18 protein-coding genes, 1 pseudogene, 1 CRISPR repeat array and 1 riboswitch are annotated in these 23,884 nt (G+C 41.7%); of the genes and pseudogenes, 14 read left to right on the top strand and 5 right to left on the bottom strand.

What is annotated here, in order from left to right; all coding sequences use genetic code 11:
- Window positions 1-82 precede the first annotated feature (82 nt).
- From PUQ00_RS14310 to ovoA, 3 genes and pseudogenes are all read left to right on the top strand, one after another.
- Window positions 83-627 (top strand): annotated as a pseudogene (locus tag PUQ00_RS14310) (N-acetyltransferase).
- Window positions 628-729: 102 nt separating this feature from the next.
- Entirely contained in the window at window positions 730-2,886 is a 2,157-nt protein-coding gene (locus tag PUQ00_RS14305; protein WP_300417493.1) for a polyribonucleotide nucleotidyltransferase, read from the top strand.
- Window positions 2,887-3,265: 379 nt separating this feature from the next.
- A CRISPR array of direct repeats spans window positions 3,266-3,531; the repeat unit is 36 nt; unit sequence CTTTCCATAACCACTTCCCCTAACGGGGATGGAAAC.
- 219 nt (window positions 3,532-3,750) lie between these two features.
- Complete coding sequence (ovoA, locus tag PUQ00_RS14300; protein ID WP_300417490.1) at window positions 3,751-5,100, top strand: 5-histidylcysteine sulfoxide synthase; 1,350 nt, start codon at window positions 3,751-3,753, stop codon at window positions 5,098-5,100.
- 786 nt (window positions 5,101-5,886) lie between these two features.
- On the opposite strand, the gene ilvC is transcribed toward ovoA, so the two are convergent.
- Window positions 5,887-6,882, bottom strand: coding sequence for a ketol-acid reductoisomerase (ilvC, locus tag PUQ00_RS14295; RefSeq protein WP_300417488.1), 996 nt, complete (start codon window positions 6,880-6,882; stop codon window positions 5,887-5,889).
- Window positions 6,883-7,157: 275 nt separating this feature from the next.
- Here ilvC and PUQ00_RS14290 point away from each other — a divergent pair, with 275 nt between their 5' ends.
- The 6 genes from PUQ00_RS14290 to PUQ00_RS14265 all read left to right on the top strand — a co-directional run bounded on the left by PUQ00_RS14290 (window position 7,158) and on the right by PUQ00_RS14265 (window position 16,699).
- On the top strand, window positions 7,158-8,084 hold the full coding sequence (locus PUQ00_RS14290) for a DUF4349 domain-containing protein (RefSeq protein ID WP_300417485.1): 927 nt from the start codon (window positions 7,158-7,160) through the stop codon (window positions 8,082-8,084).
- Between the two features lie 1,223 nt (window positions 8,085-9,307).
- A complete protein-coding gene (locus PUQ00_RS14285) occupies window positions 9,308-10,870 on the top strand; it encodes an ammonium transporter (protein ID WP_300417482.1) in 1,563 nt (520 codons plus the stop codon).
- Window positions 10,871-11,339: 469 nt separating this feature from the next.
- Complete coding sequence (locus PUQ00_RS14280) at window positions 11,340-12,698, top strand: NAD(P)/FAD-dependent oxidoreductase (protein WP_300417479.1); 1,359 nt, start codon at window positions 11,340-11,342, stop codon at window positions 12,696-12,698.
- A 137-nt stretch (window positions 12,699-12,835) separates the two neighbouring features.
- Window positions 12,836-14,071 carry an LL-diaminopimelate aminotransferase gene (locus tag PUQ00_RS14275; protein ID WP_300417476.1) on the top strand — a complete coding sequence of 412 codons (1,236 nt, stop codon included), beginning with the start codon at window positions 12,836-12,838 and terminating at the stop codon, window positions 14,069-14,071.
- A gap of 122 nt (window positions 14,072-14,193) precedes the next feature.
- Window positions 14,194-14,832, top strand: a complete 639-nt coding sequence (locus tag PUQ00_RS14270) for a Uma2 family endonuclease (protein WP_300417473.1) — start codon at window positions 14,194-14,196, stop codon at window positions 14,830-14,832.
- 166 nt (window positions 14,833-14,998) lie between these two features.
- On the top strand, window positions 14,999-16,699 hold the full coding sequence (locus PUQ00_RS14265; protein ID WP_300417470.1) for an AIPR family protein: 1,701 nt from the start codon (window positions 14,999-15,001) through the stop codon (window positions 16,697-16,699).
- 78 nt (window positions 16,700-16,777) lie between these two features.
- Here the strand turns inward: PUQ00_RS14265 and PUQ00_RS14260 are convergent, their stop codons facing one another.
- Window positions 16,778-17,074 (bottom strand): hypothetical protein, encoded by a 297-nt coding sequence (locus PUQ00_RS14260; protein WP_300417467.1) that lies wholly within the window; start codon window positions 17,072-17,074, stop codon window positions 16,778-16,780.
- A gap of 343 nt (window positions 17,075-17,417) precedes the next feature.
- Window positions 17,418-18,758 carry a voltage-gated chloride channel family protein gene (locus tag PUQ00_RS14255; protein ID WP_300417464.1) on the bottom strand — a complete coding sequence of 447 codons (1,341 nt, stop codon included), beginning with the start codon at window positions 18,756-18,758 and terminating at the stop codon, window positions 17,418-17,420.
- Between the two features lie 95 nt (window positions 18,759-18,853).
- Window positions 18,854-18,940, bottom strand: a riboswitch (Fluoride riboswitch).
- Between the two features lie 97 nt (window positions 18,941-19,037).
- Between PUQ00_RS14255 and PUQ00_RS14250 the strand changes: the two genes are divergently transcribed.
- The 4 genes from PUQ00_RS14250 to PUQ00_RS14235 all read left to right on the top strand — a co-directional run bounded on the left by PUQ00_RS14250 (window position 19,038) and on the right by PUQ00_RS14235 (window position 22,421).
- Complete coding sequence (locus PUQ00_RS14250) at window positions 19,038-19,166, top strand: hypothetical protein (protein ID WP_300417461.1); 129 nt, start codon at window positions 19,038-19,040, stop codon at window positions 19,164-19,166.
- 280 nt (window positions 19,167-19,446) lie between these two features.
- Window positions 19,447-20,316, top strand: a complete 870-nt coding sequence (locus PUQ00_RS14245) for a zinc metalloprotease HtpX (RefSeq protein ID WP_300417458.1) — start codon at window positions 19,447-19,449, stop codon at window positions 20,314-20,316.
- Window positions 20,317-20,439: 123 nt separating this feature from the next.
- The gene (locus PUQ00_RS14240; RefSeq protein ID WP_300417456.1) at window positions 20,440-20,862 is read left to right on the top strand and encodes a hypothetical protein; all 423 of its coding nucleotides are present in this window, start codon (window positions 20,440-20,442) and stop codon (window positions 20,860-20,862) included.
- 260 nt (window positions 20,863-21,122) lie between these two features.
- Entirely contained in the window at window positions 21,123-22,421 is a 1,299-nt protein-coding gene (locus PUQ00_RS14235) for a pitrilysin family protein (RefSeq protein ID WP_300417453.1), read from the top strand.
- On the opposite strand, the gene PUQ00_RS14230 is transcribed toward PUQ00_RS14235, so the two are convergent.
- Complete coding sequence (locus tag PUQ00_RS14230) at window positions 22,394-22,531, bottom strand: hypothetical protein (RefSeq protein WP_300417450.1); 138 nt, start codon at window positions 22,529-22,531, stop codon at window positions 22,394-22,396. The two genes, PUQ00_RS14235 and PUQ00_RS14230, sit on opposite strands and share 28 nt — an antisense overlap.
- A gap of 21 nt (window positions 22,532-22,552) precedes the next feature.
- Between PUQ00_RS14230 and PUQ00_RS14225 the strand changes: the two genes are divergently transcribed.
- Window positions 22,553-23,413 (top strand): fructosamine kinase family protein, encoded by an 861-nt coding sequence (locus PUQ00_RS14225; protein WP_300417447.1) that lies wholly within the window; start codon window positions 22,553-22,555, stop codon window positions 23,411-23,413.
- A gap of 84 nt (window positions 23,414-23,497) precedes the next feature.
- On the opposite strand, the gene PUQ00_RS14220 is transcribed toward PUQ00_RS14225, so the two are convergent.
- Window positions 23,498-23,815, bottom strand: a complete 318-nt coding sequence (locus tag PUQ00_RS14220; RefSeq protein WP_300417445.1) for a TMEM14 family protein — start codon at window positions 23,813-23,815, stop codon at window positions 23,498-23,500.
- Between the last annotated feature and the right edge of the window lie 69 nt (window positions 23,816-23,884).

The raw sequence follows: 23,884 nt of genomic DNA, 5'->3' as shown, positions 1-23,884 counted from the left end.
GTCCGCGTTCGCGCAGCGTCTCGCAGAGAGCGTCTTGATTCTGACTCCTGAATTCAGAATTCTGAATTCTTCTTCAATAATAATGATTTTTCCCATAATTAAAGTTTTAAAAAATGGGTTATTAGTGGAACTAGATTATATGCATCCTCAAGAACAGGAGGTTGTAAGAGCATTACTTAATGTTGTAATTGTTGAAGGTAAAACTTATCCTCAAAAGCAACCTCTATCTCAGGCATAATTTTCAGCTTACTGGTTGAGTAAGGATGCCTTTGTTGTCAAGACATCTCTTGAGAATGCTACACACAAACCAAAAGAAATATTAGGGGCGTTTTATTTAAAACCAAACTTTCTCGGTCGGTGTAGACATATTTGCAACGCTGGTTTTATTGTACAACCTGGATTACGCGGTCAGGGATAGGGCGGTTCATGGGAGAGGCGATGCTTTTGATCGCAGCAAGCCTTGGTTATGAAGCAGTAATATTCAATTTGGTCTTTGAAACTAATATACCTTCAATTACACTTTGGCAGTCGTTAGGATTTGAGATTATTGGGCGGATTCCAGGTGCAGCCAAGCTAGGGGAGGAACAAGTGGTAGACGCGCTAATGATGTATCGCCCTTTGGGTTGAACTACAAGTCTTATCTTTGTATGTATTAGAAGTCAGCCATAGGGCATAAATGTTAGGATTGCCACAGAAAGAGAATAGCGAAAGAGAAGGAAAAAAAACTGAATGGCAGAAGTTGATAAGTCAATATCCTTCGATGGAAGGGATATTCGACTGAAAGTAGGCTTACTAGCTCCCCAGGCTGGTGGGTCGGTTTTGATAGAATCAGGGGATACATCCGTTTTAGTGACGGCTACGCGATCGCAAGCCAGAGAAGGCATTGATTTTCTTCCACTTACAGTAGATTATGAAGAAAGGCTATATGCCGCAGGTAGGATTCCCGGCGGGATTATGCGGCGGGAAGGTCGCCCACCAGAAAAAACAATTCTCACCAGCCGTCTTATAGACCGTCCCATGCGTCCCCTGTTCCCCTCATGGCTACGGGATGATCTGCAAATTATTGCCTTAACGCTGTCGATGGACGAGTTAGTACCACCTGATGTGCTAGCAGTTACAGGTGCTTCGATCGCTACCTTGATTGCCCAGATTCCTTTTAATGGCCCAATGGCAGCAGTGCGCGTTGGTTTAGTGGGAGATGATTTCATTATTAACCCCACCTATGCAGAAATTGAAGCTGGAGACTTGGATCTAGTCGTAGCAGGTTCACCGCATGGCGTAATTATGGTGGAGGCGGGAGCCAATCAGTTGCCAGAGCGAGATATTATCGAGGCAATTGACTTTGGTTATGAAGCAGTGCGCGACTTAATCAAAGCGCAACAAGATTTAGTAGCAGAACTTGGTCTGATAATAGTGCAAGAAGCACCACCACAAGTAGACCAAACGCTAGAAAATTATATCCGCGATCGCGCTAGCAGCCAGATTAAGAAAATCCTGTCTCAATTTCATTTCACCAAACCCGAACGCGATGCAGCTTTAGATGTCGTCAAGGATGAAATTGCCACGACAATTACCGAACTGCCACAAGAAGACCCAATTCGAGTTGCCGCAACTGCAAATAACAAGGCACTTGGTAACACTTTTAAAGATATTACCAAATACTTCATGCGGCGGCAAATCATCGAAGATAACGTTCGTGTTGATGGCCGTAAACTCGATGAAGTGCGTCGTGTTTCTTGTTTAGTTGATGTCTTACCAAAGCGAGTCCACGGTAGCGGTTTATTTAACCGGGAACTAACTCAGGTATTATCCACTTGTACTCTGGGTACACCGGGAGATGCCCAAAACCTCAACGATGACATGCAGCTAGATCAACACAAGCGTTATCTGCATCATTACAACTTCCCGCCTTTCTCAGTCGGGGAAACCAAGCCAATGCGGGCCCCAGGAAGGCGCGAAATTGGTCACGGGGCATTGGCAGAGCGAGCGCTACTACCTGTACTACCGTCAAAAGAACAATTTCCCTACGTGATTCGCATCGTATCGGAAGTACTTTCCTCCAACGGTTCCACCTCAATGGGTTCAGTCTGCGGTTCCACTCTAGCCCTAATGGATGCTGGTGTACCAATTCTCAAACCCGTCAGTGGCGCGGCAATGGGTCTGATTAAGGAAGGAGACGAAGTGCGAGTCCTGACCGACATTCAGGGCATTGAAGACTTTTTGGGCGATATGGACTTCAAAGTTGCTGGGACGGATGTCGGGATTACCGCCTTGCAAATGGATATGAAAATCTCCGGTCTGTCGTTGGACGTTATTTCCCAAGCCGTCCACCAAGCCAAATCAGCCCGGTTGCACATTCTGGAGAAAATGCTCGCCTGCATTGACACGCCGCGTACTGAAACCTCACCCTATGCCCCACGTCTGTTAACAATCAAAATTGATTCAGACATGATTGGTTTGGTCATTGGGCCTGGAGGCAAGACTATTAAGGGAATCACAGAGGAAACTGGTGCTAAAATTGACATCGAAGATGATGGCACGGTGACAATTTCGGCTGTGGATGAGAACAAGGCCAAGAGAGCTAAAAACATCATCCAAGGCATGACCCGCAAGCTGAACGAAGGGGATGTCTATGCCGGACGCATCACTCGGATTATACCGATAGGTGCATTTGTGGAATTTCTGCCTGGAAAAGAAGGTATGATCCATATCTCACAACTTGCTGATTACCGCGTTGGCAAAGTTGAGGATGAAGTAGCAGTGGGCGATGAAGTGATTATCAAAGTGCGCGAAATTGACAACAAAGGTCGGATTAATCTCACACGCTTGGGTATCCACCCAGATCAAGCAGCAGCAGCACGGGAAGCTGCGGCGGTGAATCGGTAACTCGATTTGGGATTTTAGATTAGATAAAATCTAAAATCCGCGATGCCTACTGTGAAGGCATCGCCGTATGCTTCTCTAATTATTTGCCGAACTGCTCCAGATAAACTTACCCCGCTCACAATTGTTAATTTATTTATTAAATACTTGACAGGTTTTAGGTAATATATATAACTTTTTATTCAGTGTGTTGAAGTTCATCGACGCATGCCGCCCGAACCTTGAAAACCGCATAACTTCGTTGACATGCGTCGATGCCTTGTGTAGGAAAGCTTTCAGGCTACAAAATTGACGAATTTTTTCCGATTTTTTGTCCCAATCAAGAGATGCGTCGATTAGGGGGTCTAAAACCCGCTCCTAGTAAGGCTTCCAGAAGTGAACTCTTTCCATAACCACTTCCCCTAACGGGGATGGAAACAACTTGTCGGGAGCATTGTCGGGAGCCGCAGTTCCTCCACTTTCCATAACCACTTCCCCTAAAGGGGATGGAAACATTTCTGAGCAAGTTTTATTGTTTCCAGCTTTTCCATTAGAGTTCTTTCCATAACCACTTCCCCTAACGGGGATGGAAACCCATGATGAAACTCCGTATAAATAAACAGTCAGAAAAACCTTTCCATAACCACTTCCCCTAACGGGGATATCATCTGAAACTCAGTTAAAACAACTAATTCAACGCTAATTCATTATTTATATTATTCTCGCAATCAGTAGTTTAAGTATTTTAAAATACATTCTTTGTCTACTTACAAATTGAGCAAATTGCCCGATCATGGCGACACAGAAAAAATGTGATCAAAAACACTTTTTCTTGTAATCAGTCATAATTTATGTAATTTGTGCAATTAATCTCCTGTCAAAAATATCATGGCTTTAGTTTCAACGATAAATAAACTGACATCAGTTCAAGTTCCCACACTCAATGATTGCAGTCCACAAAGCCTGCTCAACTACTTTGAGAATGCTTGGGAACTTGAAGAAACACTCATGAAAAGTTTGGTTGGGGAAGAAACTTTTTATCTTAACCCTGATCCTTTAAGAAACCGTCTAATTTTTTATCTTGGTCACTCAGCTGTTTTTTTCATCAACAAGTTAATTGCGGTTGGTTTAATCAAAGCTCGAATTAATTCCCAATACGAAACCCTATTTGAAATCGGAGTTGATCCAGAAACACCGACAGAACTGGACGCAGCTATACAAGAGGTTAGGTGGCCTGATGTCGAAAAAGTTTGGCAATATCGGCACAAGGCACGAGAGGCAATCACAAAGGTGATTCAAAATACTTACCTGGATTTCCCGATTCATCAACAGCATCCCTTCTGGGCTTTGCTGATGGGAATAGAACATAGTCGCATTCATTTTGAAACCTCTTCGATGCTGGTGCGTCAATTGCCTGTTAATCGCCTTAAACGTCCCCAAGGCTGGAATTATGCACCTAGCAAGGGGAACATTCCCAAGAATGAAATGCGCCGGGTTCCAGGTGGTGTGGTGAAACTAGGAAAACCCAATGATGATCTTACCTATGGTTGGGATAGCGAATATGGCGATCGCACAGTTGAAGTGAAACCGTTTTTAGCTAGTCAATATCTAATCACTAATGGTGAATATCTGAAATTTGTTCAAGCTGGTGGTTACAAAAATTCCGACTACTGGAATAGTGAATCTGGGAATTGGAAGCAACTCTACAACGTTCAACATCCCAAATTCTGGATACCGTTCCAGGATGGATACCGTTATCGAGCCACATTCGACGAAATAGACTTACCCCTAGATTGGCCTGTGGAAGTCAACTACTACGAAGCGATCGCATTTTGTCGCTCTCAAGGCTCAGAAATCCGCTTGATGAGTGAAGCCGAATGGAATCAAGCCTTACTTACCTCTGAGGATAACCACTTATTAACTAACTATAATCTCAACTTACAATTTATTTCCCCCAGTCCTGTGGGAATGTTCAAACCAGCTAATAGTGCTTCTGTGCTTTATGATCTTAGAGGAAATGTCTGGGAATGGCTGGGGGACACTTTCAACGCCTTACCAGGATTTCAACCTCATCCGCTTTACGAAGATCAAGCAGCACCGTTTTTTGATGGCAAACATCAGATGATGCTTGGCGGTTCTTGGGCTACTAATGGTTCAATGGCATTACCAACCTATCGCAACTGGTTTCGTCCTTATTTTTATCAACACGCTGGTTTTAGAATTGCTCAAGATTTGTAAGCTGTATGAATGAACTGAATACATTGAATATTGAATATAGCGATCGCAAAATAAACTCAAGACATTTTAAAGGAGATTACTGAGAATGAAACATGAAATTATGTTCATTATTTTCTAAATAACCCAAGTTGCTAGTTATATTATGTCCGTTTGATTACTTACTAAACCTCAAGAACCCCAAAGAGCCAAAACTACGCTTTGTCTCCCCTCCTCGCTTGCGGGGAGGGGCATACACAAGTTGAATTACCCCCCTTGCAAAGGTGGGAAACCGGAAATCTAGTTCCCTCCCCAATGTAGTGGGAATGATAACTAATTATCCAGACTTGATATTACTTACCCCAGAGCTTGACGCTGGGGTATCGTGCATGGTTAATCAAATAATAAAATCCCCTCCTATGAGAAAAAAAGAGGGGAAGATGCTAAACGAAATAATTACGATCTGTGCTATCATCGACAACCTGTTAAAGGTTATTGGGCACGATGAAGACAGTTGTGGAAAGATGAGCAATGCAAAAATTATTGCAACTGCCCATCGGTTATGTTGCTATTAACAGCTTATTTGCTTTTTTGTCTGATAAAAACAGTCTTTAGATATAGAATTAATTCCTCCTATGAGTAGGTGCAAAAAGATACTAATCCAATTTACTAATTACTCACCTTAGAGCTTCGCGCTGGAGTATCGTGCATGGTTACGATGACTTTATAGACTTTCCCTTTCTCCAGTTATATTTTCCAAAAAATTCTGGAATTACAGTCTCAGAAACTCCAGTCTCTATCTTTGAATCATTATGCTTTTTTCAACCAGCTAAACATAGCGCGTAAATCTTTGCCAACTTCCTCAATTTTGTGTTCAGCTTCTTTGCGACGCAAGGCGGTAAATCCTGGTTTACCAGCTTGGTTTTCCAGAACAAATTCCCGTGCAAATTGTCCAGATTGAATTTCGCTGAGAATCTTTTGCATTTCAGCTTTGGTTTGTTCGGTAACAATTCGCGGGCCACGGGTATAATCGCCATATTCAGCAGTATTAGAAATGCTGTCGCGCATTTTGGCTAAACCACCTTCCACAACCAAGTCAACAATCAGCTTGACTTCATGCAGACATTCAAAATAAGCCAATTCTGGTTGATAACCAGCTTCTACCAAAGTTTCAAATCCGGCTTTGATTAAAGCACTCAAACCACCGCACAATACTGCTTGTTCGCCAAATAAATCAGTTTCGGTTTCTTCGCGGAAAGTAGTTTCGAGAACACCAGCGCGGCTACCACCAATACCTTTAGCGTATGCCATCGCGCGATCGCGTGCCTGACCACTGGCATCCTGATAAACTGCAAATAGCGCTGGTACACCTTCACCCTGTTCATAAGTCCGCCGTACTATATGCCCCGGCCCTTTGGGTGCTATCATCACCACATCTACGTTAGCCGGTGGGACAATTTGCCCAAAGTGAATATTGAAACCGTGGGCAAAGGCTAACACATTCCCTTCTTGTAGATTTGGTTCAATCTCGTTTTTGTAAATCGTTTTTTGGACTTCATCAGGTAACAAAATCATGATGAAGTCAGCAGCATTGGCAGCATCTGCAACATTTTTCACAGTTACCCCAGCTGCTTCAGCTTTTGCTACTGACTTACTACCCGGATATAATCCCACAATCACATTCAAACCACTATCTTTTAAATTGAGAGCGTGGGCATGACCTTGGGAACCATAGCCGATAATAGCAATAGTTTTTCCAGCCAAAAGGTCTAAATTGGCATCTTCGTCATAGTACATCCGGGCCATAGAAGCATCTCCTGTCAGCAAGCATCGTCAATTTGCAGAATTTTGATTGTACCTCAAATTGAGTAGCCACAGATGAACTATGAGCCATTAAATTTATCCCTTTGAACTCAGGAGATGGAGAGAGCAAGTGAGAATTACTAATGACAAATGACAAATGACTAATGACAAATGACTAATGACTAATGACTAACCCTGTTACATAAATCGCAACAATACAGGCTTTGAGTTTTAGTTCAGTAATACTGGTGTTAACTTCATCCATCTGAGGGCAGATTATGTACACTTCGGTTAAATTACCGCGCACATCTGCTTTATTTGTGAGTGCGTTATTAGGAGGGGTGATTTTTACTAGTTGCGCCTCTTCCCATCAGTCAGCAAATCAGGCTTTACCTCAAATTGCAGCCGATGGCAGGGCAAATAAAGCAATGACACCTGCTAATGAAAGCAGTATTTCCCAAAATACGGAAGCTGCACCAATAGCCCGTTCTCGTCCCCAACTGATCAAAAAGGCAGCAATGTCTTTGACTGTCAACTCTGTAGATCGGACTATTGATGCTGTTTCGCAAATTATCAATAAACAGCAAGGGGATTTGATCGGGTTGCAAGAACAACAACCCAAAAACGACAACCTGCGTTACACAGCAACAATACAATTGCGGATACCAGAGAACCGGCTGGAATCTACCTTAGAACAACTAGCTAAATTGGGCACTGTCGAGAGTCGCAATATCACTGCTGAAGATGTGGGCGATCGCCTGGTGGATTTCCAAGCTAGATTAACTAATTTGCAGAAAACTGAAGTCAATTTGCAAAAAATTATGGATCGGGCGGGTTCGATTAGAGATGTGCTTAGTGTTGCCCAAGAATTGAGTAATATCCGCCAAACAATAGAACAAATTAATGCTCAACTCAAAAGCTTACAAAATCAAGTTGCTTATTCCACTATTACGCTGAACCTAGAAGCAGCAGTTTCTAGCACCAGTCCACAACCTGCCTTTGGTTTACAAGTTCAGGAAACGTGGAATAACTCTACCCACTCTTTGAGTGCATTTTCCGTTGGCTTACTCAAGCTGGGTATTTGGTTAATTGTTTACAGTCCCTATTTGTTAATTTTTGCTGCTCTTGTCTATAGCTTTACACGTTGGCGGCGAACTCATTCACCACGTTTGACACAAACACCAGAACCAACTATTTCTGAGTGAACTTGTATAAATTCTACATCTACCTTTAATAAATTTACACATGCAAAGAGGGATTCAAATATTTCCAACTTTTATTGTCTGCGCCTCTATCTTGAAAAGTTGTGTTTATCCTGTAGTTTTGATTTCTGCAAGTCGCATACTCGTGATATAAGAGTCATGACTAGGCGCTCCATATTTCAGTAACATTATCTTAAAACCGAACGGTATTCAACACATTTAAGAGGTTGACTTACATCCAGAAAGCATCATCTCTTATGTAAAAAACATAAACGCTTAATGAGTCAAGGAAATCAATAAAGCCTCTGGAATACGTGGTGAGGTGATGAGGAGGATTTAAAGATATAGCGGTTCTCATTTACGTGAGATGCCCCTACACCTTGTGATGTAATGTTGTACGGCATCTGAATGGGAACCAGCTATAAGTAAAAGGCAGGTAATTCCATCTGAGAAAAATGAATAAACATATTTTTGGTAATACTTACATATCAGATTGACGAAGATATGACAAAATCATGACGAAAGTGTGACGAGATTGATCAGGCTGTGAATACAAAAAGTAACAACTTATTGACTTGTCGTATATAAAATTAATAACATTCTGAATGTTTCTATCTTAATATCGGTAAACACTGATACTGTAGGGAATACAGTTGTTATATCTGATGTGGCGAGAGTAACTTCATCTGACCTCCTGACAAAAAACTGTATTATTTAATACAGTTTTTTATCAGGAAGAAATAAACAATTAGTCAAATTTATTAGTTTATTCCTGTAAGTGAACATTCAGATTTCTCACAATATCAGGGTTTTTGATATTAGAAAAATGTGGTTTAAGACTTACAGAAAAACTTCGTTAATGTTGTTGATGCCGCCCTAACTATCGTAACGTGATGGGCTGTCGGTTTTGAGACAATCCTGCTCAAGTTTATTTGACATAAATACCTTCAGATTCTTCTTCAACAGCTTGACTGACAATTGAGGTTTTGGTTGTTTAAAAATACTTACCTTGACGGAGGTTTTACTTAGTGGGTAACAAGAGAAGTGGGCTAAAAACTATCTTATTTAAGGCTTGTAGTTCTTTGGGAAAAAATAGCTTAAATTGCCTCAACATATTTGGCTATTTGGTAACAAGCTTTATTGTCTTTTTCGTGAAGGCGGGATCTACCCCAGTCAAGAAAGGCTTTTTCCTCTTTAAGCATCAGCCATTCCCCACAAAGAAGAAAATGCCTCTTACTGTTGGGCAAAGTCAGCAAGTTAACAAGTTGGCACGATTGGGACAGCGTTTACGTGATCCGGAGTGGAGGCGCTATGGTTACTTACTACTGCTGGGCAAGGCAATGGCTATCATGATGCTGTTCATGGTATTTGCCTTCATCCCCAATTTGATGGAAACACCAGCTCTGGCAGCCGATCCAGTACTCAAAGGCAATGACATCGTTAACCCGATTAATACCCTCTGGACGCTGCTAGCGGCCTTCCTAGTATTTGCAATGCAGGTAGGTTTTACGATGCTGGAAGCAGGTTTCTGTCGCTCTCGTGAAACCGTCAATGTCTTGATGGAGTGCATCGTTGACACCTGTCTTTGCGGTTTATTGTTCTATGCCTGGGGCTTTGCCTTCATGTTCAGTCATGGTAACGGCTTGATTGGACTGAATTGGTTTTTCTTGCAAAATGCGCCCGCGACTTATGAAAGTTCAGGTGTGGCGTTCCTGGCATTTTGGCTGTTTCAGTTTGCTTTTGCAGACACCTGCTCGACGATTACCTCTGGGGCGATGATTGGGCGGACAGGGTTTATTGGCGATCTTCTCTACAGCTTTGGCGTTTCTGGATTCATCTACCCAATTATCGGACACTGGGCTTGGGGGCCAGACGGTTTTCTGGTAACGATGGGCAGCAAAGATGGTTTCCTGCCCTTCTTGGGAACTGGCTTCCATGACTTTGCAGGCTCTACAGTTGTTCACACCATTGGAGGATTCATTGCCCTAGCGGGTGCGATCGCACTTGGGCCGCGTTTGGGTCGTCGGTTCAAGCGCGACGGTGGCGGGCCAATGTTACCGCATGACCTTGTAATTGCTGCTTCCGGCGGTCTGATTCTGTGGTTCGGCTGGTATGGTTTCAACCCTGGCTCGACACTCTCGGCGATGGACTTTGTGGGGACTGGACGGGTTGCCGCCAATACTACCTTGGCAGCATGTGCAGGTGGTCTGTCGGCACTATTTTTTGGATATCCGAAAACGAAAAAGTGGGATTTGAGTTTCACCGTCAACGGTTTCTTGGCGGGTTTGGTTGCGATCACTTGCCCGTGCTATTGGGTTAATCCAACAGGTTCTATCATTATTGGGGCAGTAGCTGGCGTAGTTGTAATTCTAGGAATAGACCTCTTGGAATGGCTTCGTATTGACGACCCCATCGGTGCAGTTCCTGTACATGGTTTTTGCGGGATCTGGGGAACGTGGTCGCTCGGCTTGTTTGCCACTGGTGAATTCGGCGCAAGTGGTCCCATCTTACCTGATGTCTCTGCACCGTTAAGAGGTCTGCTTTATGGTGGGGGGATACAGGTGTTGAGCGCACAAGTTATCGGCAACCTAATTATTACTGTGTCTACATTCGCCGTGGCAATGGGGTTGATGTATTTGGTAAATTTGACCGGGACACTGCGTGTGTCGAAAGAAGGCGAATTGGAAGGTTTGGATTTACACGAGCATGGCATACCAGCCTACCCTGAATATGTCATTAGTACATCAGCGAACTCTGGCAGCTCTCCATTAGAAGAAGTGAATAAATAGAGAGTAAAGCCAAGCACACCCTAAACAGAGAAAAGTGCCAAAAATCTATCAGTCTTTATCCCCATCAGTCGGTGGGGCTTTTTTATGGACAAAAAGTCGGGTAATCGCCATTTTCCGATGATCTCCCTGCATAATTGGGGGAATTAGCACCTGATTAGCGATCGCCAAACTTGACGATGCCCAATCTTTGCACAGTAACTTCCGGTTCGCCCATTTTCTAGGTGGTTAGAAAAAAGACAGAACGGAAGAATAAGGGTTATAGCGTTTGTCCCAGATTGCGATCGCTAGGGCGTGTCTTCTATTCAGCCGGAGATCGTTGAAGCTTTCCATCACGCAACTTCAAGTCGTGTGAGGTTCAAACTTTAATCATTCTTCAAATGTAAAAAGTAATACAAAATATATGATGACAAATTTGATAATAATTTGTTAAGAATAGTTACAATACTCAAAATACAGGATAATATTTCTTATGGTAAATCCACTTGACAATAATCCACCTCATCAAGTAGTAATTGTTGGCGGTGGTTTTGGTGGACTTTATGCGGCCAAAACACTCGCCAAGGCGGCAGTAAACGTTACTCTGATTGATAAACGCAACTTTCATTTATTTCAACCCCTCCTATACCAAGTCGCCACAGGTGCGCTATCTCCTGCGGATATTTCTTCACCGTTGCGTTCTGTACTCAACAAGAGCAAGAATACGAAAGTATTGCTGGGAGAGGTGAATAATATTGATCCAGAAACACAAAAAGTGATTGTGGGCGACGAAACAATAGCTTACGATACGTTAATTGTTGCCACAGGAGCCAAGCATTCCTACTTTGGCAAAGACAACTGGGAAGAATTCGCTCCAGGCTTGAAAACAGTAGAAGATGCCATAGAAATGCGTCGCCGGATCTTTACGGCCTTTGAAGCCGCAGAAAAAGAAACAGATCCAGAAAAACGCCGTGCTTGGTTAACTTTTGTAATTATCGGTGGTGGCCCCACTGGTGTAGAATTAGCGGGCGCGATCGCAGAATTGGCAAATCAAACTCTCAAAGAAGATTTCCGCAACATCGACACATCAGAAGCGAAGATTTTGCTATTAGAAGGTTTGGATCGCATTCTACCACCCTTTGCACCAGAGTTATCACAAGAAGCAGAAGCATCTCTAACGCAGTTGGGGGTACTTGTTCAGACAAAAACATTGGTAACGAATATTGAAAATGATCTTGTTACCCTCAAACAAGGTGATGAAGTTAAAGAAATTGCCTCAAAAACGGTATTATGGGCAGCAGGTGTGAAAGCTTCAGCAATGGGAAAAGTGCTAGCAGAACGCACAGGTACTGAGTGCGATCGCGCAGGACGGATTATCGTTGAATCTAACTTAAGTATTAAGGGATATCCCAATATTTTTGTAATTGGCGACTTAGCAAATTTTTCTCATCAAAATGGCAAACCGCTACCTGGTGTTGCACCTGTAGCGAAGCAACAAGGTGAATATGTAGCAGAACTAGTCCAGCATCGGCTTAGAGGTGACAGCTTGCCACCCTTTTCTTATGTTGATCACGGTAGTTTAGCGATGATTGGGCACAATTCTGCTGTGGTAGATTTGGGTTTTATCAAGCTGAAAGGTTTCTTTGCATGGCTGTTTTGGCTGTTGATTCACATCTACTTCTTAATTGAATTTGACAATAAATTAGTAGTGATGATTAAGTGGGCATGGAACTATTTCACCCGTAATCGTGGAGCAAGATTGATTACAGGGCAAGAATCACTCACGCAGTTCGGAATTGGCGATCGCAGCAGTTACACATCAACCGATAATAAACTACCGGTAAATGTGTAGTTGGGCATTGGGCAATTCAATTTTGGATTTTGGATTAAATTTCAATCTAAAATCTAAAATCTAAAATCTAAAATTCTTACTCCCCGCCCTCATAAATTAGCAGTAAGCTGTTTGAGGGCGTTTTTCATAATCTAGATATGGCAACTATTAACGACAACTACCTGAAACTGAAAGCGGGTTATCTGTTTCCAGAAATTGCTCGGCGGGTGAATGCCTTTGGAGAAGCGAATCCTGATGCTAAGGTCATCCGGCTGGGCATTGGCGATGTTACTGAACCTCTGCCGGAGGCTTGCCGCACAGCTATGATTAAAGCTGTGGAAGAAATGGGCGATCGCAATACCTTCAAAGGCTACGGCCCAGAGCAAGGCTACGCCTGGTTACGAGAGAAAATTGCTACTCAAGATTTCCAAGCACGGGGAGCCGCGATCGATGCTTCAGAAATCTTTATCTCCGACGGTTCCAAATGCGACACAGGTAACATTTTGGAAATCTTTGGACATGACAACATCATTGCCGTTACTGACCCAGTTTATCCCGTGTATGTAGACACGAACGTTATGGTGGGAAATACTGGGGATGCCAACGATAAAGGCGAGTTTGAGGGTTTAGTTTATCTACCAATTACGGCTGATAACAACTTCACCGCCGAGATTCCCTCAAAGAAAGTCGATTTAATTTATCTCTGCTTTCCCAATAACCCCACTGGCGCAACTGCTACTAAAGAATATCTCAAAGCATGGGTGGAGTATGCCAAAGCTAATAACTCGATTATTTTCTTTGATGCAGCCTACGAAGCTTACATTACCGATCCGTCGATTCCTCACTCAATTTATGAAATTGAAGGTGCTAGGGAAGTTGCGATCGAGTTTCGGTCTTTCTCCAAGAATGCAGGTTTTACAGGAACCCGTTGCGCGTTAACTGTGGTACCGAAAACACTCACAGCAAAAGCTGCCGATGGTTCCGATGTAGAACTGTGGAAACTCTGGAATCGTCGCCAGTCTACCAAATTTAATGGCGTTTCTTACATCGTCCAACGAGGAGCCGAAGCGGTTTACTCTGAAGAAGGACAGGTACAAATCAAAGGATTGGTTAATTTCTATTTAGAAAACGCCAAAATTATCCGCGAGAAACTCACAACCGCCGGATTATTAGTTTATGGTGGCGTGAATGCACCTTATGTCTGGGTGAAAACGCCTAATGGTTTATCGAGTTGGGAATTCTTTGATAAGTTGCTGCAAACTGTTAACGTTGTGGGGACACCTGGTTCTGGCTTTGGTGCTGCGGGTGAAGGTTACTTCCGCATCTCAGCGTTTAATAGTCGGGAAAATGTGGAAGAGGCGATGAAGCGGATTACCGAGAAGTTTAAAATGTAAGGCGCTGGGTTTGAGTCGCTTTTGTTAAACTCAATCTATTAGTCTAAAGGTTACGGTGGGCTATATTATCCACCGCAACCTGATAGATAATTATTTAAACTCAGCTTACTTATATTCTGGTTATGACTGCTGCTATCCCCGTTTTCAAACCTGTTAGCCAAATGCAGTTAGCACCTGGTAGTACCGTGACCATTCCAGATGTTAGCTGGGAAGAATTTGAATCGATTTTACAAGAATTGGGAGAAAAAAGAACTACACGAATTGCCTACAGCCAGGGTGCTTTAGAAATTATGGCTCCTTTACCAGAACATGAAATACCGAAAGATTTAATTTCTGATATTGTCAAAATATTGCTGAAGGCTAAAGATATCAGATACCAACCTTTTGGTTCCACCACCTTTAAACGGCAAGGTGTCGCAGGAGTTGAACCTGATGCTTGCTTTTATATTCAGAATTATCAACAAATGATTGGTCATCGTCGCTTGCAAGCTGATGATCCGCCGCCAGATTTAGCGATTGAGACTGATGTCACATCAAAAACTACTCTTGATGCTTATGAAGCTATTGGAGTCCCAGAACTGTGGCTTTACGATAGCGGGAGCCTTTCTATTTATTTGCTGAGAGATGGGAAATACATAAAATCTAATACTAGTCCTAATTTTGCAGATATAGCTATTACTCAGATTATCCCTGCTGCTGTGGAACGTAGTTGGCAAGTAGGAAGTTTTCAAGCTTTGGAAGAATTGGAAGCAATAATTTAGTAAATAAAAATAGGTAGTAAAAGGTGCGATCGCATTTCGGGAAATAGTTAGGGAGATACCAACTTCAAGAGATAGTTTGTATATTTGTGTTAGCAATCACACTGAAAACCTATTTTTTTACTTAGACTCGGTATAATTTGTTTATATTTAGATAACAAAAAAAATTATGGACAGGATCACAGTTGGCTTGTTAAATGCTTTTAAACAAGAACAGTCTTTTCCTGAAGACTTAGGACAATCAGAGCTTTTTGAGCATTTTGTTAATTATTGCATAGTTTCTAAAGAATACAATGAATCATTTACACTTGAAGATATTCACGTTGGAGGTGGAGCTGATAAAGCCTTAGATGGGATTGCAATTATTGTTAACGGTAATTTAATTAACTCAAAAGAAGAACTTGAAGATTTAGAAAAACGAAATAAATATTTAGACGTTGAATTTATTTTAATTCAATCTAAGACGAGTAGTAGTTTTGATGCAGGTGATATTGCCAAGTTTTTATTAGGTTCCAAAGAATTTTTTATTGAAAATTCTGGATTACCTGAAAATGAGCAAGTAAGCTATAAATCTGAGATCATGGAACTCATATATAATAAAAGCAATCTTTTTAAAACTAGAAATCCAATATGTAAATTGTACTATGTCACAACTGGTAAATGGCTTGACGATCAGCATCTTAAAGGAACTATAGAATCTTTAAAGAGAAATCTTGAAGATATACAAATATTTGAAAACGTATTATTTAATCCTATTGATGCTGAGAATCTTCAAAATTTATATCGATTAGCAAATAATAAAATTTCAAGAGAAATTAGGTTTGAGAAACGTACTGCGCTCCCTGAAATAGAAGATGTAAGAGAGGCATATATTGGAATTTTACCAGCGCGTGAATATTTAAAATTGATCATTGACGAATCTGCTAATATAATCAAAGGATTATTCTATGACAATGTTCGGGATTTTGATGTTGATAACGAAGTTAATCAGGAAATAGAGGCAACAATAAAATCTGATAATCATAAATCATTTGTATTATATAACAATGGTATAACTATTGTTGCAGAAGATATTAATGTTGTTGGCGATAAGATGACTATTACAGATTATCAGATAGTTAATGGATGTCAAACTAGTCACGTTCTATACTACAATCAAAAATCAATTGATGATTCCCTTTATATACCAATCAAAATAATTGCTTTAGCTCGTGATAGTAAATTAAAAAATAATATAATTAAAGCTAATAATAGGCAAACACCAGTAAAGATTGAAGAGCTTGAAGCATTAACTGATTTTCAAAAAAAACTTGAGGAATATTATAAGTCTATACCAGAAGAGAAACAGTTATTCTACGAAAGAAGACCGAGACAATTTAATGGAATTCAAGGCATTGAGAAAATCAGAATAGTAGATATACCATCTCAAATGAGATGCTTTGCTTCTATGTTTCTTGACCAAGCTCATAATGCAGGTAGATATCGTGCAAACTTGCAAGAAGAAACTAGAAAAAAGATATTTTTATCTGCTCATGATCCAATAGGATATTACGTCAGTGCATATGCAAAATTTCGTTTAGAAGCATTTTTTAGGAAAAGGCAGATAGAAGGAAAATATAAACCTTTTAAATATCATATGCTTAATATTTTTAGAATTCAAGTTTCAGGCAAGGATATGCCTCCTATAAACTCAAATAAGTTTATTAAATATTGTGAAGACATGGAAAAAACTTTATCTGACGAAAATAAATGTAAAGAAGCTTTCTTGAGAACTACAGAAATTATTGATAAGGCAGTGAATAAAAATTATGATCGTGCATCTGCAAAAACTATAACTCTTTCGAGAACAATCAAAGATTTTTTGGGTTAAAGTTAACTGACAATTAATACTTTATGTACTTTGAAATTAATAGTGCGATTTTTCTGGTAAGATGCAGTGCGATCGCCTTCACATCGTGGTTGTAAACTTAGCGTTTTGGATATGTTTGGCAGAATTAGTTTCTGGCTCTGAATACATAGCAAATAACTCAGTAAAAACCTCTTCCCCATTAATCTCTCCACTACTAACAAATCGTTCTACCTCAACCGAACCATCCTCAAAAAATTCTACTTCCCATCGTTCCCCAGCCACTGCCACATTTACCATAATCGTTTCATCCCGCTGATGAGCTAAAGTATAATTAATTTTCTCTTGTTCCAATTGATTTAGAAAAGTAACTAGTTTGCCAAATCCATGATTCTTCATTTGTCAAACCTCTTATCGCTTAATAACTTGCGAACAACTTTAAAACCCGGTTGATTTACTTCTGCTCCCGCTTCAATCTCTTCCCATAACATTTCACAAAACTCATCCCAACTGGGCGATTTTTCTGGGAGTGGAGCCTGTTTTATACTACCCTTCTTGTACTTCAGGATTTCAGACACCTTTTGCCCAGCAAATTTATGTACGATTTGCTGCTCTCCTTTTGATTGACTAGCTACTTTCCTTTATACAATAGCGATCGCGCATACATGACTACTCTAACTATGCGATGCCTACGGCGGTAAACTAAGCACTTTCCTAATTATCCATGAATTCCATCAAAAAATTATTCCTGAGAATTATTTCCTCCTTCTTCGCCATCATCAGGTAAATCAATTTTCGGCTCAACTTTTGGTTGTCCATAATTAGCTAAAGTTACCCCTTCTTCTAAATATACAGCAGAGTATTTACTCAACCCAATACGCTGTGCAGAGTAAATTCCTGAATGACCTGAAAATAAGTAGCTCACTACACAGCCAATAGCAATAAATAGCCCCGATTCCAGACCAAATAATTCAATCCCCATTAATGTGGATGCCAAAGGTGTATTTGCTGCACCTGCAAACACACCCACAAATCCCATTCCTGCTAACAGTGGTGCAGGTAATGCTAAAAGCAACGACAAAGCATTACCTAAAGTTGCACCAATAAAAAACAAAGGGGTTACTTCCCCACCCTTAAAACCTGCTCCTAGAGTTAAAGCTGTCATACCCAATTTGGCTGCAAAATCCCAAGGAGGTAGCTGAGTGTGGAAGGAATCAACGATGGTTGGGATACCAAGCCCAATGTACTTGGTTGTTCCACTCAATCCAACAATTGCTGCTATTATTGCACCGCCTATTAAAGGACGCATTGGAGGATAAGATATCTTTGCTTTAAAGAAGTGACTAATTTTGTGAGTTAATTGAGCAAAAAGTCGGGCAATTATTCCAAAGATTGCACCTGCAATAATCGCCGAAATCAGTCCCCAAATTGTCATTGTCGGTATAGACGGAGCATGTTGGTATGCTGTATGATGCAAACCCAATATCAAGGTTACTTGATTTCCAACGATCGCAGCAATCAAAGAAGGAAAAAGGGCATCATAATTAATTTTACCAATTGCTAAAACTTCTAGACCAAATACTGTTCCAGCTAAGGGAGTACCGAAAACTGAAGCGAATCCTCCACTGATACCTGCGGTTAACAAAATTCGTCGGTTGGCTCCTTGAAAATGTAATATTTTAGTTAGCTGGTCTGAAAAAGTTGCACCCATTTGCAATGCTGTACCTTCACGACCGGCTGAACCTCCAAATAAATGTGTAAGGTCTGTTCCTAGCAAAACAAGAGGAGCCATACGGAAGGGAATAATATTTTTTGGATTATGAATTTCTTCAAGTAAAAGGTTATTTCCGGCTTCTACAGTCCGACCGAACTGATGATAAATCCAACCACTCAAGAAACCACCAAGCGGCAGCAAGGCGATGATCCACCGATGCGATTCTCGCCAATTAGTTGCCCATTCCAATGATGCTAAAAGAGCCGCAGAAGCTGTTCCAGCAAGAATGCCAACCACAAAGGAAATAGGCAACCACTTAATCAGGTGGGGTAATGCAATAAATGGTTCAAATTGACGAAAGTGTTTCATACCATGACTCTTTGAGGTGCGATTTGTAGACTTAAACTTTCTACAGGGGAGTCAGGTAATGCATTTAGCCAAGCCCTACCCTCCCGCAGTCAGCGAGGAAAGTAGGAGCCATCAGTCTTCCAGTTATGAATTTAACCCGTACTGGAAAGGCGGTTTTGGCGAGCTCCATCGCCATAAATACTATTTAATTAATTCAACAATAGCATTTTTGCATTTGTATTGCTTTTAACATTGACGCAAACTTAAAAAATTGGGCGCACTCTACCTACAGCAGTCGGTGTGCGTACTACCACGGCGAGAAGACTTGCAGCAGCATTTGGCAAAATTGAAACTATTGATCAAGCTAGTGAAGAGGCAATTGATAAAACCTTAGAAAATCTTAAAATCAAACTTATATTCTATACGTAGCTACCAACTTTTTAATTATTTACTACTACAGATAGAGGTGTTTTTCTGCAATAGCTGTAAATCAATATTATTTAATAGAAAAATATTCAAAAAACATAAATTATATTCATGTAAGTTCATCTAAATTCGCTGACATTTCTCTAACTTCAGTAGGAAAACCGTACTTATCTGATAGGTTTTCTGTACCATATATCTAAGTTTAGCTGGATACAATCAAAATATAGCTGAACTAATGCTGTTTTCTAAAAAATTTATACAGCATTAGCAGGAGAGCGAAAAGATGACAAATCAATTTAAAACAGCTGCTTTACTAGCTGCGCTAAGTGGTCTTTTAATCGCAATTAGTTACTGGGTAATTGGCGGTTATAGTGGCTTGATCATAGGAATAGCTTTAGCAGCAGTAACAAACCTGTTTTCCTGGTATCAATCAGATAAGATTGCGCTGGCTGTATACCGCGCCCAGTCTGTGAGTGAAAGGGAAGCACCAGGACTTTATCGGATGGTGCAGAGATTGAGCGATCGCGCTAACATTCCCATGCCCAAAGTTTACATTGTTCCTAGCCAAGGTGCTAACGCCTTCGCTACAGGGCGCGATCCAGAACACGCTGCTGTGGCTGTCACCGAAGGCATTTTGAATATATTGCCAGAGGACGAACTCGAAGGCGTTATCGCCCACGAACTTACCCACATTATTAATCGTGACACCCTCACACAAGCTGTTGCTGCTACTGTTGCTGGTGCGATCTCATTCCTAGCGCAAATGGTGAGTTACAGCTTATGGTTTGGCGGTGGTTCACGAGATGACAACAAAGGTGCAAATCCTTTGGGTGTTTTGTTAACAGTAATGCTTGCGCCAGTGGCTGCGACGATTATTCAGTTAGCAATTTCGCGCACACGAGAATTCTCGGCCGATGCCGGTTCTGCGAGATTAACTGGTAATCCCCGCGCTTTAGCCAGAGCGCTACAACGATTAGAAACTTCAGCAAAGCAGATGCCTTTAAATGCCAATCCAGCATTTGAGCCATTATTAATTATCAATTCCATCTCTGGGCAGTTTCTGGGTAACTTGTTTTCCAGTCACCCTGCTACAGAAGTGCGAGTTGCAGCATTGCTTAAATTAGAGCAACAATTGCCAACAAAAGCTTATTAATTTGTCATTTGTCATTTTTCATTAGTCATTTGTCCTTTGTAAAATTAACAATGACTAATGATTATCACTACAGGGTGCAGTTTTCATCCGAGAGTAAGCTTTGCAAATAAGGATGTTTTAACTATGACTGCTAACAATATCAAATCCTTTGAACCGACACTAATTGAATCTACCGAATCGATAGTAATTGTAGAAATTAGTTCTGCAACCAACGAATTAGTAGAAACCGAAATGGTTGGCGAAAGTGATGAGGTGAAGCGCGAAACCAAAGCCCTGATTGAGGCGCTAAAAAGACGCGCTCAAGCTGAGTCAGCAGGTACTCTCACCCGTGAAACCTATTTGAAAGCTGTGCGACAAGCACGGGAATTAATTGAAGGAAGGAAACTGGTGGAACACGATCGCTTAGAAGATGCTTGGGCGATAATTCAGGACGAGGCTGAGAGAAACTGGCACTTAATGATGAAAGATGTCGTAGACTTCAGCTTTCGCCTGCAAAAGGCGGCGATCGCTGCTTGGGAAACCTTCAATAACCCTTACTCTCGTTAACATAGGGTGATGCGATCTAGAGACTAATATCCGGTAAAAAGGGTGGTTTCTAACCGCACGTCAGTCGCCTGAACTCTTGGAACCCCCGCACGGCGATCGCAGAACTTTTCGGTCTACTGACAGTATATTGCTACACTCTTCAAGCAACATTGACGCACTGGGTAAACTAGCGATCGCTACTTGAAAACAGGGGCTTGCGCTCTATGATTTTCGGTGACGGATAAGATAAAGGAGTAACATAGCTCCTCGCACAAGTAGCAATGACTTCAACCCTGCCGAAATTTCCTCGTCTTAATACCCCAACCCTGCATCAGTTGCCTAATGGTTTGACAATCATCGCCGAGCAGATGCCAGTTGAAGCTGTAAACCTGAACCTATGGCTTAAAGTTGGTTCAGCAGTAGAATCTGATGCCATTAACGGCATGGCTCACTTTTTAGAGCATATGATTTTTAAAGGAACAGAGCGACTGGCTAGCGGCGAATTTGAACGTCGAATTGAAGAGCGCGGTGCTGTTACCAATGCCGCTACTAGCCAAGATTATACACATTACTATATAACTACTGCGCCTAAAGATTTTGCAGAGCTTGCTCCACTACAAATAGATGTAGTATCTAATGCTAGTATTCCTGATGATGCTTTTGAACGTGAGCGATTAGTAGTTTTAGAAGAAATTAGGCGTTCAGAGGATAATCCCCAGCGCCGGACATTTCGACGGGCGATGGAGACAGCGTTTGATGAGTTACCTTATCGCCGTGCGGTATTAGGGCCAGAATCGGTGATTGCCGAACTTAAATCCCAGCAGATGCGGGATTTTCATGCTAATTGGTATCAACCTCAGTCAATTACTGCTGTAGCTGTGGGCAATTTGCCTGTGGAAGAATTAATTGCAACCGTTGCTGAAGGATTTACAAAAGCCAGTACAGACGCGATTAATCGCGTCTCTACACACTCCCCACTCCCCACTCCCCACTCCCCACTCCCCACTGAGTCACCATTTACAGAAATTGTCCGTCGAGAATTTATAGATGAAAGTCTCCAGCAAGCAAGGTTAGTGATGGTTTGGCGAGTTCCAGGAATGACGCAGTTAGATCGCACTTATGGACTGGATGTTTTAGCAGGAATTTTGGGACACGGACGGACATCAAGACTGGTGAGGGATTTACGAGAAGAACGGGGATTGGTTTCTTCAATTTCTGTGAGCAACATGAGCAATCAGCTGCAAGGGATATTTTATATTTCAGCTAAATGTGCAGTGGAAAATTTAACACAAGTAGAGGATGCGATCGCTCAACACATTGGTCAAGTCCAAACCGAGTTGGTAACAGAATCAGAAATTGCTCGCGTGGGGCGGCGAGTAGCGAACAGATTTATTTTTGGTAATGAAACACCAAGCGATCGCGCTAACTTGTATGGTTACTATCAGTCTTTGGTGGGAGATTTGGAACCTGCCTTTAACTACCCGGCGATTATTCAGAGCCAAGATGCAACTGACTTGATGCAAGCTGCCAAAGAATATCTTTACCCAAATGCTTATGGTGTAGTCGTCGTCAAGCCGTAAATTAAAAATGGGGCATTGGGCATTGGGCATTGGGCATTAATCAATAATTCTTCTTCCCCTGCCTCCCCTGCCTCCCCTGCTCCCCCTGCTCCCTCATCCCCACTCCCCACTCCCTACTCCCAAAATTAATCATGTGGACTCAAATCGATGCTCAAATTACCCAGGTGACAGGCGAAAAATTTCAAAGTCAGCAACGGCGATCGGTTGGTGGCGGGTGCATCAACCAAGGTTATGCTGTTTCCAATGCTCAAATAACCTACTTCGTCAAGATTAACCAAGCATCCCAAGTTGCGATGTTTGAGGCTGAGGCAATAAGTTTAAAGGAAATGCTAGCAACAGCTAGTATTCGTGTCCCAAAAACTATTTGTTGGGGTGTCGCTGAAAATTCTAGCTACATCGTGCTGGAATGGTTAGAACTTGGTAGCGGTAACAGCAATTCGTGGGAAGAGATGGGGCGCAAGTTGGCGGCGATGCATAAAGCTAGCAGCAGCGAAGGTTTTGGTTGGAAAATTAACAATACTATTGGTTCCACGCCCCAAATCAATACTTGGACAGCAGACTGGGCAGAATTTTATATTAAACATCGCTTGGGTTATCAATTTCAGTTGGCAAGGCGACGGGGAGGAAATTTCCCTTCTTCAGAAAAATTACTCGTAGCTATCCCTGAACTATTGGCGCACCAGGTGCAACCTTCCTTAGTACATGGCGACTTATGGGGCGGAAATGCTGGGTGTACTAACTCAGGAGAACCCGTGATTTTTGATCCAGCAACTTATTTTGGCGATCGCGAAGTTGATATTGCCATGACAGAATTGTTTGGTGGGTTCCCCGCAGCGTTTTATAAAACTTATAACGAAGTCTTTCCTTTAGATCCAGGCTATGAGCAAAGAAAAACGCTCTATAACCTGTATCACATTTTGAATCACTTCAATTTATTTGGCGGCGGCTATGCTTCCCAGGCAAACCGGATGATTGACCAGATTTTGCGCTAAGTACAGCATTTCATTAATTTATAGCGAATTCTTTGCGTACCTTTGCGCTTCCCTCTGCGTTCCTCTGCGTTTAAATTTCAACCCTCAATTCGCCACCAGTTGATTCACCATCACCGCCAATGCCAGCATACCCAAAATCGTCATTAATCCCGCAGGCATAAACTTACGTGTTTTAGCAAGTCTAAATACAAAAAAAACTACTAAAACACTAGTAACTAACACCGATAAAATCGAACCCCAGGTTTGCCCTTGTAGTTGAAAATAAGCGGCAATTATTAGTAACAAACCGCTAATAGTACCACTTAAGAGTGAAACCCTACTTCTAGCCTGAATGTAGCCAATAATGCCACCAAAAATCGCTAATATGCCGTAAGCAAAAGCAGCAACTATACCTAAATTCATTGTTAAAACCTATGTAGATTTTGACTTTACTGCCAGGTCAGCAGACAATTTACCATAGCTATTTAGCTA

This window comes from Nostoc sp. S13 (genome assembly GCF_029379315.1).
In the GTDB taxonomy this organism is placed as follows: domain Bacteria; phylum Cyanobacteriota; class Cyanobacteriia; order Cyanobacteriales; family Nostocaceae; genus Nostoc.
This window is presented reverse-complemented; position numbering and strand designations above follow the sequence as displayed.